The sequence below is a fragment of the Amycolatopsis keratiniphila genome (assembly GCF_000400635.2).
GTDB lineage: Bacteria > Actinomycetota > Actinomycetes > Mycobacteriales > Pseudonocardiaceae > Amycolatopsis > Amycolatopsis keratiniphila.
This window is the reverse complement of record NC_021252.1, coordinates 7,232,695-7,245,390: the sequence shown is the minus strand read 5'-3', so window position 1 is coordinate 7,245,390 and position 12,696 is coordinate 7,232,695. Positions and strand designations below refer to the sequence as shown.

Sequence of the window (12,696 nt, the reverse complement as noted above, 5' to 3'; positions counted from 1 at the left end):
GAGATCCGGAGAACCTCCGCGAATTCGCTGTTAGGCTCGTCATTCGCTCTCGCCGCGAGTGTGACGTAGATCCTTCCCCTGTGGCGTAAGGAAAACCCGCGCCGCCCGTCTCACCGGCGAGGCGCGGGCCACGGCGCCTGGAGAAGGAGGGGATCGTGTCGTTCGCCTATGTCGTCGTCGCCGTTTTCGGTGTCGCCTCCGGTTTTCTGCTCAACGAATTCGGCTCCCGGTATCCGATGGAGACGGTTCTCGTCGCGATCCTGATCTGCGGGGTCGCGACGCTGTGCTGGGCGGGCGTCCGGATGCTGCGGGACGCGTCCGGACGGGTCGAGGCGCTCATCGACGACGAGCTCGGCCGCCCCGAGGAAGATCATTTCGCCGATTCCCCGGTGATAGGCGTCGGTAATTCTCGATTCCGTGGAGCGAACGGTGTTACGACGGCGTTCCTCCGCGGTGATGTCGTTCGCAAACCGAACGGTATGTGGAGCCCTGGTCCGAAAGCGTGAGCGACGTCACGGCGAGTAGTTTTCGTCGACTTTTCGGCCGGGACGCGGACGTTGCGAGGAGTGACTCGATCGTGTCAGAAGAGCGTCGATCAAGCCGCTGCCTGCGCTAAACCGCCAGGTGATCTACTGGTGAGTCACTTAGCCGGGTGGCCTGTCCCACGTGGTGGACTTTCCTGGTCCGGCCGCCTCTTGTCAGCAGGTCACGGCCATATGCGACTACCCTTCGCGTCCGGACTTGACTCACCCGTTTGGGTCTCCTAGCGTCTTCGCGGGCGGAGCGGACCACGCTGTGTTGATCCGGCTATCGGATCCCGCGGGTATGAGATCCCCGGCGACCCGACACCAATAACTGCCGGAAGGAAAACGGACCACGGTGAAGCAGATTTCCCTTCGACGAGGCCGCGGCTCTTCGATTCGTTCGCGCGTTCTGACGATCGCGCTCATTCCGAGCATCGCGCTGATGCTGGTCGGTCTGGCGATCGGCGGGTACCTGATCTTCGACGCGGTCAACGGCCGTGACTACGCGCAGCGGATCCGTGACTCGGAAGCCCCTTCCCTCCCCTTCTTCGTCCAAGTACAGGAAGAGCGGCGCCTGGCGCTGCGCGAGCTCGCCGGCGACCGGTCGCAGCACGCCACGCTCACCGAGCAGCGCGCCAAGACCGACGCCGCCGCCCAGGGTGTCGCCGCGCATCTGCAGAAGTTCGTCGGGGACTCGCCCGACAGCGTGCAGCGCAACATCGCCACGCTGAACGGGCTCCTGCAGAAGATGCCGCAGATCCGGCAGTCGGCCGACTCCGGTCAGCTTCCGCTACTGGACGCCTTCACCTTCTACAACCAGATCCTCGACCAGTTCGTCGACGGTCTCACCGGGCTGGCGCAGGACGCGCCGAACGCCGAGAACGCGTATCAGCGGATCACCGCGGTCCCGCTGTTCACCGCGATCGACCAGATGCAGCGCGCGAACGCCCTCGCCGCCGCGGCCGTCGCGGGTGGCGGCTTCACCGACGAGACCTACCGCGCGTACGTCACGGAGGTCGGTTCCTACCGTTCGCAGCTGGAGTCTTCGGTCTCGCGGATGCTCCCGGACGTCAAGGCGAAGTTCGACCAGCTCGTCGCGAGTGATCCGTGGAAGGCCGTCAACACGGTCGAGAACACCTTCCTGCAGAACAGCAAGGCCACGCTCCCCATCCCCGAGCAAACGTGGCTTCAGGCCGCGCGCGGCGTCAGCGACGCGATGATGCGCGGCTTCGTCGAGCAGAGTGGTACGGCCACGACGCAGGCGGTCGACGACGCCGACCGGACGCTGATCACGTCGGCGATCGCCGCGGCCGTTGCGCTGCTGGTGGCGATCGGCGTGTTCGTCATCGCCCTGCGGCTGTCGAACCGGCTCATCGGACGACTGGCCCGCCTGCGCGAGGACACCCTCGACGTCGCCGAGATCCGGCTGCCGGAACTGGTGGACCGGGTGCGGGCGGGCGAACCCGTCGACCTCGACGACAAGGGTCACTTCCTCGACCACGGCGACGACGAGATCGGCCAGGTCGCCGAGGCCTTCAACAAGGCGCAGCAGACCGCCATCGCGGCCGCCGTCGAAGAGGCGAGGACCCGTGAGGGCACCAAGACGGTGTTCCTCAACATCGCGCACCGCAGCCAGGTCATCGTGCACCGCCAGCTCAAGGTGCTCGACCAGGCCGAGCGCAAGCAGGAGGACCCGGAGCAGCTGGACACGCTCTTCCAGCTGGACCACCTCTCCACCCGCGCCCGCCGCAACGCCGAGAACCTGATCATCCTCGGTGGCGGCCAGCCCGGCCGTCAGTGGCGCAAGCCGGTGACGCTCGCCGAGCTGACCCGCGGCGCCTCGGCCGAGACCGAGGACTTCGCCAGGGTGAAGACGGCGAAGATGCCCGCGATGGCGGTGCAGGGCCCGGTCGTCGGCGACCTCGTGCACCTGCTCGCGGAGCTGATCGACAACGCGACCTCCTTCTCGCCGCCGCAGTCGCGCGTCGAGCTGCGGGGCAACGTGGTCGGCAAGGGTGTCGTGATCGAGGTCGAGGACCAGGGCCTCGGTATCGAGGCCGAGCAGGCCGCCGAGCTGAACGCGATGTTGGCCGATCCGCCGGACTTCGGCATCATGGCCTTGTCAGCCGAGCCACGGCTGGGCCTGTTCGTGGTCGCGCGTCTCGCCGCTCGGCACGGGATCTCCGTGCACCTGCGCGAATCCGCGTACGGCGGCACCAGGGCCATCGTGCTCGTCCGCACCGACCTGCTCGCGCCGGTCCCGTCTGATGAGCCGGAGGACGAGGTGGACCCCGAGAGCACCGAGGTGCCGGAGGCCGCGCCGCTGCTTCCGGGCCGTCGTGCCCGCCACCGCACCGAGTTCCCCGCGGAGCGGCCCGAGCTGCCCGTGCCCATGCCGGTCGCGCCGCAGCCCCAGCCGCAGGCGCAGCAGGGGCCGGAGCAGCCTGGAGGCGCGTTGCCGCCGCTGCCCCCGCGCCCGCCGCGCGTGCCCCGGCCGGAGACGCCGCGCCCCGAGCCGATCCGCCCGGAACCCGCGCGTGCCGAGGCCCGTCCGCAGCCGGTGCAGCCGCCGGCGTGGCCGCCCGCCGACACCCGGCCCCAGGACGGCCGTCCGCCGCAGACCCGGCGGCCCGGCCCCGAGGCGCCCGGCAGGCCACCGCTGCCGCAGCGCCGCCGCCAGGCGAACCTGGTCCCCCAGCTGATGGAGGACCGGCCCGCCACCCAGCGCGAGGAGGTCCGCGAGGACACCCCCGAGCTGGCGAGGAACCGGCTCGCCGCGTTCCAGCAGGGCACGCGCCGCGCGCGGGACACCGAACCGACCGACGATTACACCGACCTCGACATGTACGGAGATCGTGACTAGATGGCCAACGCGGGAGTCAGTGAACTCGACTGGTTGCTGGATGACCTGGTCAAGCGTGTCGCCGGTGCCGACAGGGCGGTAGTCCTGTCCTCCGACGGCCTGCTCATCGGACGGTCCGGGAACCTGTCGGAGCAGGACGGCGAGCACCTGTCCGCGGTCGCGTCGGCGTTCCAGAGCCTCGCGCGGGGCACGGGACGGCACTTCGGCGGCGGCAACGTCCGCCAGACCATGGTCGAGATGGACCATGCCTTCCTGTTCGTCACCGCGGCGGGCCGCGGCGCGTGCCTCGCGCTGCTGGCGAAGGAGGACGCGGACATGGGCCTCGTGGCCTACGAGATGAACCTGATGGTCAAGCGGGTCGGCGCGGTGCTCACCTCGGCGCCCCGCGCCGCGACTCCCACTTCGCCATGAGCGGGCGGCACGAGTCGTGGTTCGAGGAGGAGGCCGGGCCGCTGGTCCGGTCGTACGCCGTCACGGGCGGGCGCACCCGCTCGGACACGCTCGGCCTCGACCTGATCACCCTGGTGGTCGCCATGCGCTCCTCGCACGAGGTCGCGGGCTTCGAACCGGAGTACGGGCGGATCCTCAACCTGTGCCAGAGACCGACGTCCGTCGCGGAGGTCGCCGCGCGCATCGATCTGCCGTTGCCGGTGGTGAAGGTGCTGCTGAGCGACCTCATCGAGCAGAACCTCGTGCTGTTCCGTACCGCGACCCCGGTCACCGACACCCCCAACAAACACGTACTCCAGGCGGTTCTTGATGGCATCCGGAAACTCTGAGCCCCGGCGATCCTTGACCGCGAACGCGGTCAAGGTCCTCATCGCCGGCGGGTTCGGGGTCGGTAAGACCACGATGGTCGGTTCGGTCAGCGAGGTTCCCCCGCTGCGCACCGAGGAGGTCATCACCGCGGCGTCCGAGGGCGTCGACGACCTCACCGGTGTCGAGAAGAAGACGACCACCACGGTGGCCCTCGACTTCGGCCGCATCACCATCAACCCCGAGCTGATCCTGTACCTGTTCGGCACGCCCGGTCAGGACCGGTTCTGGTTCATGTGGGACGAGCTGGCCGAAGGCGCGCTCGGCGCCGTCGTGCTCGCCGACACCCGGCGGCTCGACAGCTGCTTCGCGGCCGTCGACTTCTTCGAGCGCCGCGGGCTGCCGTTCGTCGTCGCCGTCAACTGCTTCGACAACGCGTACCGCTACGGCACCGAGGAGGTCCGGCAGGCGCTCGACGTCGGCATGGACGTCCCGCTGCTGCTGTGCGACGCGCGGGAACGCGAGTCGACGAAGCAGGTGCTGACGGTGTTGATGGAGCACGTGCTGGCGCTTTCGGATCTGGCGGCCGGGTTGCCGCAGGGCCGCTGACGCCCCTCTGTCGTTGGTGCAATGAAGGACGCTTTCATCGCAAAATTTGCAATGAAAGCGTCCTTCATGTCATCCGAGGCGGGGGTTCAGGACTTGCGGCGGCGGCGCCACGTGTCCAGCGCGTAGGTGCCCGGGCCCACCACCGCGAACAGCAGGAAGATCCAGGAGTACAGCGCGGCCGTCTCGCCCTTGTTCTGCAACGGCAGCAGCGCGTCGGGCTGGTGCACGACGAAGTACGCGTACGCCATCGTGCCCGAGAGAAGCACCGCGACCGGGCGGGTGAACAGGCCCGCCAGGACGAGCAGCGAACCGACCGTTTCGATCACCCCGGCGTACCAGCCCGGCCAGGTGGCGAACGGGACGGCGGGCTTGTCGAAGAGTCCCATCTTCTGCAGACCGTGGCAGAGGAAGAGGAACGAGACCACGACGCGGACCACTGAGAGGGCCAGTCCCTGCCACTTGGGAGCGGCCGGGCCGATCTCCGTGGTCGTGGCGGCGGCTGTCTGGGTCATGACGCATCCTTCCGGCTCAAGGTGGTCTAAACCATTGATAGGACAGAGGATGCCGGATACCCCCATCGGCGGGGAACTTTCTTTCGGGGGGTAATTCCATGTTATGCCCGCGTTTATTGACAGCGAATCGACAGGTACGCGATAAAAAGGCCCCTTTCCTGGAATGAATCCAGGAAAGGGGCCTCGCGATTCCCGTTCAGCGGCGGCGCAGGGTGTCGAGGGCGTAGGTACCCGGGCCGATCGCGGCGATCAGCAGGAAGATCCAGCAGTAGAGGGTCGACAGCTCGCCCATGTTCTGCAGCGGCAGCAGGCCTTCCGGCGCGTGCACGGTGAAGTAGGCGTAGGCCATGACGCCGGAGAGGAGCACCGCGACCGGCCGGGTGAACAGGCCGACCAGGACGAACGCGGCGCCGACGAGCTCGATCACGCTGCCGTACCAGCCGGGCCAGGAACCGAGCTCGACCGAGCCGCCCGCGCCGTCGACGCCGCCGAAGAATCCGAATCCCTGCAGACCGTGGCAGAGGAAGAGGAACGAGACGACGATCCGGACGGCCGACTGGATCGCGCCCTGTGCCTTGGCGGCACGCGGGGTGGTGGCGGTGGTGTTGGCGGGGGCGGTGGTCTGCGTCATGGTTCCGGTCCTTCCGGGAGTGTCTGCCGGGGCGGCTTCTGACAACGCGTCGGACGGGCTCGACGCGAATCGACATCCACGCGGAAACTTTTTTCGCGGGCCGGTCACATCACCCGTTCGGAGCAAGGCCAGACTGGACGGCATGGCGGGTAAGACGAGTGCCGGGATCCTGCTCTTCCGCAGGTCGGGCGAGACGACCGAGGTGCTTCTCGGGCATATGGGCGGGCCGTTCTGGGCGAAGAAGGACGCGGGCGGCTGGTCGGTGCCCAAGGGCGAGTACGAGCCGGACGAGACGCCGGAGGCCGCGGCGCGGCGCGAGTTCCAGGAGGAGCTGGGGCTGCCGGCGCCGGAGGGGGAGTACCTGCCGCTCGGCGAGGTGAAGCAGTCCGGCGGCAAGGTCGTGACGGTCTGGGCGGTGGAGGGCGACCTCGACCCGGCTCAGGTCGTGCCGGGCGTCTTCGAGATGGAGTGGCCGCCGCGGTCGGGCCGGACGCAGGAGTTCCCGGAGGTCGACAGGGTCGCCTGGTTCGGGCTCGCCGAAGCCGAGGAGAAGTTGCTCAAGGGTCAGCGCCCGTTCCTCGTCCGGCTGGGCGACCTGCTCGACGGTGAGTAGTCCGGCGCCGGTCACGCTTGGGGCTGGGTGGGTCGTGAGTGGCGTTTCGGGTTCTAACCCGAAACGCCACTCACGACCACCTGTACCGACGACGGGCAGGCACCTTCGTCCCTCAACGGCCGAGTAGTTCGCCGAGTGGTTTGTCGGCCAGCGAACCCAGCACGAGGTCGGCGTGGTCGAAGTTCAGCACCGCGGTGATCGCGTTCGGCACGGCGACGCACTCGAGCCCGGCGGCCTTCGCCGCGGTGACGCCGTGCGGTGAGTCCTCGAACGCGATCGCCTCGGTCGCGGGCAGGTCCAGCGCGGCGAGCGCGGCCAGGTACAGGTCCGGGCTCGGCTTCGCCTGGTGGAGGTCGCCGGTGAGCACGGCCTCGAACGCGTCCGTCAGGCCCAGCCGCTCCAGATGCGTGGTGACCCAATCGCCGGTCGAGCTGGACGCGATGGCCAGCCGCAGGCCCCGCTCCTTCGCGTCCGCGAGGTATTCCTCGACGCCAGGGCGCGGTCCCACGGTTTCCAGCAGTTCGGTGACCCTGGCGCGGACGCCGGCGCGGACCGCGACCCGGTCGAGGTTCTCGTCGTTCTTCTCCAGTAGTTCGAACATCGCGACGGCGGTGTTCTGTGTGCCGATCACGGTGTGCCAGACGTCGAGGGGGAGTTCGCCGCCGCGGGCGCGGAAGGTCTCCTGCCAGGCCACGAGGACGGCCGCCTCGGTGTCGACCAGCGTCCCGTCGAAGTCGAAGATCAATGCGCCGGTCATGGGACGAGTCTACGTCTTGACTCACTGAGTGGTACGGATTACCGTACGCATTCGTTAGGAAACTTACCAAACGAACACGTGTACTCGAAGTGAACGCCGCGCACCCGTCCCTCTCAACCCGCCGCCACGGATTCCCGGGGAGATCGATGTGAAGGCCCGAACCCGACTACTGCCACTAGGCGCGGCCGCCATCCTGTTGCCGACGCTGCTCAGCGGCAACGCGCAAGCCGCTGATGTCCTTTTGTCCCAAGGAAAACCCGTCCTCGTCTCCTCGGTGGAGTCGTCGTCCTACGGCGGCCCGCTCGCCGTCGACGGCAAGACGAGCACCCGCTGGGCGAGCGCGGAAGGCGTGGACCCGCAGTTCATCCGCATCGACCTCGGTGGCCCGTCGGCCATCAACCGGGTCAAGCTGAACTGGGAAGCCGCGTACGCCTCCGCGTATCGCCTGGAAGTCTCCAACGACGGCTCGGCGTGGACCCCGATCAAGTCCGTGACCAACGGCAACGGCGGGACCGACGACCTCACCGGGCTGTCCGGCCGCGGCCGGTACCTGCGTCTCGTCGGCACCAAACGTGCGACCAGTTACGGCTACTCCCTTTGGGAGATGCAGGTTTACGGAACGTCGGACTCCTCCGGCGACACGCAGGCGCCCACCGCGCCGGCCAACCTCAAGGCCGGTTCGATCACGGCGTCCACTGTGGACTTGACGTGGACCGGTTCGACGGACAACGTCGGCGTCAGCGGCTACGAGGTGCTGCGGAACGGCCAGGTCGTCGGCACCACGGAAAGCGCTTCCTACACCGACAGCGGGCTGAGCGCGTCGACCGCGTACACCTACACCGTCCGGGCGAAGGACGCCGCCGGCAACGTCTCGGCGGCCAGCAACCAGATCCAGGCGACCACGCAGGCGGGCGGCTCGTCGTTCGTCCTCGCCGCCTCCGGTGACATCGCCGAACAGTGCACCGCATCCTCGTCCTCGTGCGTCCACCCGAAGACCGCCGCGCTGGTCGGCCAGATGAACCCGGCCGCGGTCATCACCATGGGCGACAACCAGTACGACGACGCCCACATCGAGGACTTCACGAAGTACTTCGACAAGACCTGGGGCAAGTACAAGAGCATCATGCACCCGGTCCCCGGCAACCACGAGACCTACGACCACACCCCGCTGGGCGCCTACAAGCAGTACTTCGGCAAGATCGCGACGCCGAACGGGAAGACCTACTACAGCTGGGAAATGGGCAACTGGCACTTCGTCGCCATCGACAGCACGGAGTTCTCGCCCGGCCTGGCCGCGAACGCGATCAGCGACGAGCAGCTGAACTGGATCAAGCAGGACCTGAAGAGCAACACCAAGCCCTGCGTCGCCGCGTACTACCACCACCCGCGCTACACCTCGGGTGACCACGGCGACAACGACAAGATGGCCACGCTCTGGGAAACCCTCGTCCAGAACAAGGTCGACCTGGTGCTCAACGGGCACGACCACCACTACGAGCGCTTCTACCCGCAGAACGCCGACGGCGACAAGGACCCGGCGGGTCCGGTGCAGATCATCGGCGGCGGTGGCGGGGCGACCCTCTACCCGGTCAAGACCGAACACCCGGCCACCGCGAAGGCGATCTCGACCTACGGCGTGCTCAAGCTGAACATGTCGGACAACGCCTTCTCGACCCAGCTGATCGGTCTCGACGGCAAGACGATCGACTCCTCGCCCACCTACACCTGCCACTGAGTCCCGTGAGGAGGTGCCGCGTCGCACCGCGGCACCTCCTCACGGCGCTGGAGGTCTCCCATGTACATCGCGACCAGTAGGGGAGCGGACGCCGCGGCGGATGTCCCGAAGATCGGCGTGAAACGGGCCGTCACCGGGAACGTCGTCGCGCTCGGCCTGGTCAGCCTCGTCACCGACATCTCGTCGGAGATGGTGACCGCGGTCCTCCCGCTCTACCTCGTCCTCGGTCTCGGCCTGAGCCCGCTGCAGTTCGGTGTGCTCGACGGCCTCTACTCCGGTGTCACCGCCGTCGTCCGGCTCGTCGGCGGCCATCTCGCGGACCGCTGGCAGAAGCTCAAGGCGGTCGCCTGCTTCGGTTACGGGATCTCGGCACTGGGCAAGATCGGCCTGATGCTGGCGGGTTCGTCCACCGTGGCGATCGGCGCCGTGCTCGCGGCCGACCGCACCGGCAAAGGCGTCCGGACCGCTCCGCGCGACGCGCTGATCACCTTGAGCAGCGACCCCGAACACCTCGGCCGCGCGTTCGGCGTGCACCGCGCGATGGACACCTTCGGCGCGTTCCTCGGCCCGCTGGTCGCGATGGCCGTGCTCTGGCTCAGCCTCGGCAGCTACGACTCGGTGTTCTTCACGAGCTTCTGCATCGCCGCGATCGGCGTGATCATCCTGGTGGTGCTGGTCAAGGACCACCAGCCGAAGCCGCGAGCCGAACGGCCCAAGGTCTCCTTGCGGGAGACCGCGGGCCTGATCCGGCAGGCGTCGTTCCGGCGGATCTGCGTCTGGGCGGCGCTGCTGGGCCTGGTCACCCTCAGCGACTCGTTCCTCTACCTCGTGCTGCAGCGCCGCTGGGAACTCGGCGCGGTGTTCTTTCCCTTGCTGCCGCTGGGAACCGCGGGGGTGTACCTGCTGCTCGCCGTTCCGCTCGGCAGGCTTTCGGACCGGATCGGCCGCTGGAAGGTGTTCCTCGGCGGGCACGTCGCGCTGGTCGTCGCACTGCTGGCCCTGCTCGGCCCGGTGGACGGCGGCATCCTCGCGGTGCTGGCGCTCGTGCTGCACGGTGTCTTCTACGCGGCCACCGACGGTGTCCTGATGGCCGCGGCCGGGCCGTTGCTGCCCGAACACCAGCGGGCCGGCGGGCTGGCGCTGGTGCAGACCGGGCAGGCGACCACGCGGATGCTCGCGTCCGTCCTTTTCGGACTCGCCTGGACCACCTGGGATCTGCACGCCGCGGTCTTGGTCGCCGCGGGCGCGCTGGCCGTGGTGGTCGTGGCGGCCGCCGTCCTCCGTCCGTTGCGGACCTACGCATGAGGGCGCGGATCCTGGGCGTGGTGGCGGCGGTCGTCGTGCTGATCGCGGCGGCCGTCGGCTACGGCGTCCTGTCCCGGGACCGCGGGCCGGACGTCAACTCCGTCGCCGTGGTGACCGGGCAGCCGGTTTCGGTGCAGGCCAAGGGACAACTGCTGTTCCGCAACACCGCCGAAGGCCCCGACTTCGGCCATCTGGCCACCGTCCCGGCCGATCGTCCCGGCGAACCGCGGAAGGTGTCCGGCCTCAGCTGTGACCGGTTCGCCACCTCGGCGGGGACGGCGTTGTGCCTGTCCGCGCAGCCCGGGGTGCTGCCGCCGATGACCGACGTCATCGTGCTGGACAAGGACCTCAAGGAGATCCGCCGGATCGAACTTCCCGGCACCCCCAGCCGCGGCCGCGTCTCGCCGGACGGGAAGCTCGCCTACTGGACGCTGTTCGTCAACGGGGATTCCTACGCGGAGACCGGGTTTTCGACCAGGGCCGGGATCTTCAACCTGAAGACCGGGAAGCTGATGAAGAGCATCGAGGAGATGGGCCTCCTGCTCGACGGCAAGCCGTACTACTCGTCCGACGTGAACTACTGGGGGATCACCTTCGCCCCCGACGGCAAGAAGTTCTACGCGACGGTGGGGACGAAGGGGAAGACGTACCTGGTCGAGGCGGACTACGAAAAGCTCGTCGCGAGGATGATCCGGGAGAACGTCGAATGCCCGTCGCTCTCGCCGGACGCGAAGCGGATCGCGTTCAAGAAGAAGGTCTCCGCCGATCTCGCGGCGCCGTGGCGGCTGGCCGTCCTCGACCTGGCGTCCGGCAAGGAGACCTTGCTGGCCGAGACGCGGAGCGTGGACGACCAGGCGGCCTGGCTCGACGACCGGACCGTGGCGTACGGCGTGGATTCGGCGGTGTGGTCGGTGCCTGCGGACGGGAGCGGGGCGCCGCGGGAGTTGGTCGCGCAGGCCGCTTCACCTGCGGGGGTGTAGTGGGTCCAGGTGGTCGTGAGTGGCGTTTCGGGTTCTAACCCGAAACGCCACTCACGACCCGCCCAGGCCCATCGCGTCCGCCTGCTCCCGGAAAACGTCGTAGGCGTCGGTCCCGAACAGCACGAACCGCACCAGTGCCACCGAGCAAGACCCGGCCGAGAGCGTGTTCGTGACGGTCTCGAGGGCGATTTCCGCCGCGGATTCGAGGGGCCACCGGTAGATCCCGGTCGAGATCGCGGGGAACGCCACGGTGTGCGCGCCGAGGTCGGCGGCGACGTGCAGCGAGTTGCGGTGGCACGCCGCCAGCAGCGCCGAGCGGTCTTCGGAGTCGGACCACACCGGCCCGACGGTGTGCACCACCCAGCGCGCCGGAAGGCGGCCCGCCGTGGTGGCGACCGCCTCTCCGGTCTTCAGTCCCTTGCCGTAGTGCCCCGCGCGCAGGGCCCGGCATTCGGTGAGGATCTCCGGCCCGCCGCGGCGGTGGATCGCGCCGTCCACCCCGCCGCCGCCGAGGAGCGACGAGTTCGCGGCGTTGACCACGACGTCGACCTGCTGTTCGGTGATGTCGCCTTCGACCAGTTCGATCATCGTGATCGCTCCGTCAGTCGGTGAAGTACTCGATCAGTACCGGTGCCACGGCCTTCGGCTTGAGCATATGCGTCTGGCCCTCGATCGTGCGGTGCTCGGCGCCGGGCACCGCCTTCGCCAGCGCGGCGACACCGTTGCGGATCCAGGCGGGGCTCTTGCCGCCGTCCATGACCAGCGTCGGCACGGAAACGCTCGCCCAGCGGCCCTCGGGCAGCGGGGTGCCGTCGTGCAGGCCCTCGAACAGCGCGGCGTCGTAGCGCAGGGTCGGCGCGACCTTCTTGAGCTTCGGCCACGCGGGCATGAACTGCATCATGAACACGACCGGAGCCGGGACGCGGACGCCTTCCCGCATGAAGGTCTTGATCGCGGTGCCGGGGCGCCCGTCGGCGATGGCCTTCTCCAGCCGCTCGTCGTAGTCGGCCGGGACCGGCGGGCGGGTGTCGTCGACGACCAGCGGGAATTCGTAGACCGCCAGTTTCGTGATCGGCAGCCCGGCTTTCGCGGCTTCGAGGGCGAGCGCGGCGCCGGACGAGATCCCGTAGACGTGGGCCGTCCCGCCCGCTTCCTTGATCAGCGCCGCGATGTCCTCGACTTCGCGGGCGACGGAGAACGACGCGGTGTCCCCGCTCTCGCCGCGGCCGCGGCGGTCGTAGGTGTAGACGGTGAAATGCGCGGCCAGTTCGGCGGCCAGCGGCTTGGCCGGGCCGAACTCGCGATGGCACATCGCGCCGTCGACCAGGATGACGGCGGGGCCGGAGCCGGTGCGGGTGTAGGCGATGGTGGTGCCGTCCTGCGAGGTCACGGTGCTCATGGCGGGAATTCT

General features: G+C 68.7%; 14 protein-coding genes. 9 read left to right on the top strand and 5 right to left on the bottom strand.

The genetic code is table 11. The features are described 5' to 3' along the window. Nucleotides 1-155: 155 nt before the first annotated feature. The 5 genes from AORI_RS73255 (at nt 156) to AORI_RS73235 (ending at nt 4,752) form a co-directional block, all read left to right on the top strand. Nucleotides 156-506, top strand: coding sequence for a hypothetical protein (locus AORI_RS73255; protein ID WP_016336742.1), 351 nt, complete (start codon nt 156-158; stop codon nt 504-506). A gap of 373 nt (nt 507-879) precedes the next feature. Further along, nucleotides 880-3,387 (top strand): nitrate- and nitrite sensing domain-containing protein, encoded by a 2,508-nt coding sequence (locus tag AORI_RS73250; RefSeq protein ID WP_016336741.1) that lies wholly within the window; start codon nt 880-882, stop codon nt 3,385-3,387. Further along, nucleotides 3,388-3,798, top strand: a complete 411-nt coding sequence (locus tag AORI_RS73245) for a roadblock/LC7 domain-containing protein (RefSeq protein WP_016336740.1) — start codon at nt 3,388-3,390, stop codon at nt 3,796-3,798. Continuing rightward, nucleotides 3,795-4,166: a DUF742 domain-containing protein gene (locus AORI_RS73240; RefSeq protein ID WP_016336739.1), complete on the top strand. Its 372-nt coding sequence runs from the start codon at nt 3,795-3,797 to the stop codon at nt 4,164-4,166. The genes AORI_RS73245 and AORI_RS73240 overlap by 4 nt, the downstream gene beginning before the upstream one ends. Continuing rightward, complete coding sequence (locus AORI_RS73235; protein WP_026466899.1) at nt 4,147-4,752, top strand: GTP-binding protein; 606 nt, start codon at nt 4,147-4,149, stop codon at nt 4,750-4,752. The genes AORI_RS73240 and AORI_RS73235 overlap by 20 nt, the downstream gene beginning before the upstream one ends. 86 nt (nt 4,753-4,838) lie before the next feature. Here AORI_RS73235 and AORI_RS73230 read toward each other — a convergent pair whose 3' ends face one another. Further along, the gene (locus AORI_RS73230; RefSeq protein WP_016336738.1) at nt 4,839-5,264 is read right to left on the bottom strand and encodes a DoxX family protein; all 426 of its coding nucleotides are present in this window, start codon (nt 5,262-5,264) and stop codon (nt 4,839-4,841) included. A 196-nt stretch (nt 5,265-5,460) separates the two neighbouring features. Further along, the gene (locus AORI_RS73225; RefSeq protein ID WP_016336737.1) at nt 5,461-5,895 is read right to left on the bottom strand and encodes a DoxX family protein; all 435 of its coding nucleotides are present in this window, start codon (nt 5,893-5,895) and stop codon (nt 5,461-5,463) included. A 142-nt stretch (nt 5,896-6,037) separates the two neighbouring features. Between AORI_RS73225 and AORI_RS73220 the strand changes: the two genes are divergently transcribed. Then, the gene (locus tag AORI_RS73220) at nt 6,038-6,508 is read left to right on the top strand and encodes an NUDIX hydrolase (protein ID WP_016336736.1); all 471 of its coding nucleotides are present in this window, start codon (nt 6,038-6,040) and stop codon (nt 6,506-6,508) included. A 112-nt stretch (nt 6,509-6,620) separates the two neighbouring features. On the opposite strand, the gene AORI_RS73215 is transcribed toward AORI_RS73220, so the two are convergent. After that, nucleotides 6,621-7,265: an HAD-IA family hydrolase gene (locus AORI_RS73215; protein ID WP_016336735.1), complete on the bottom strand. Its 645-nt coding sequence runs from the start codon at nt 7,263-7,265 to the stop codon at nt 6,621-6,623. A 148-nt stretch (nt 7,266-7,413) separates the two neighbouring features. On the opposite strand from AORI_RS73215, the gene AORI_RS73210 reads away from it, so the two are divergent. From AORI_RS73210 to AORI_RS73200, 3 genes are read left to right on the top strand one after another with little or no spacing between them, the layout of a single operon-like run. Further along, nucleotides 7,414-9,000, top strand: a complete 1,587-nt coding sequence (locus AORI_RS73210) for a discoidin domain-containing protein (RefSeq protein ID WP_123798625.1) — start codon at nt 7,414-7,416, stop codon at nt 8,998-9,000. A gap of 60 nt (nt 9,001-9,060) precedes the next feature. Beyond that, nucleotides 9,061-10,305, top strand: a complete 1,245-nt coding sequence (locus AORI_RS73205; RefSeq protein ID WP_016336733.1) for an MFS transporter — start codon at nt 9,061-9,063, stop codon at nt 10,303-10,305. Next, the gene (locus AORI_RS73200) at nt 10,302-11,285 is read left to right on the top strand and encodes a PD40 domain-containing protein (RefSeq protein WP_016336732.1); all 984 of its coding nucleotides are present in this window, start codon (nt 10,302-10,304) and stop codon (nt 11,283-11,285) included. The genes AORI_RS73205 and AORI_RS73200 overlap by 4 nt, the downstream gene beginning before the upstream one ends. A 51-nt stretch (nt 11,286-11,336) precedes the next feature. On the opposite strand, the gene AORI_RS73195 is transcribed toward AORI_RS73200, so the two are convergent. After that, a complete protein-coding gene (locus AORI_RS73195) occupies nt 11,337-11,873 on the bottom strand; it encodes an O-acetyl-ADP-ribose deacetylase (protein ID WP_016336731.1) in 537 nt (178 codons plus the stop codon). A gap of 13 nt (nt 11,874-11,886) precedes the next feature. Beyond that, nucleotides 11,887-12,684, bottom strand: coding sequence for an alpha/beta fold hydrolase (locus AORI_RS73190; protein WP_016336730.1), 798 nt, complete (start codon nt 12,682-12,684; stop codon nt 11,887-11,889). Nucleotides 12,685-12,696 lie beyond the last annotated feature (12 nt).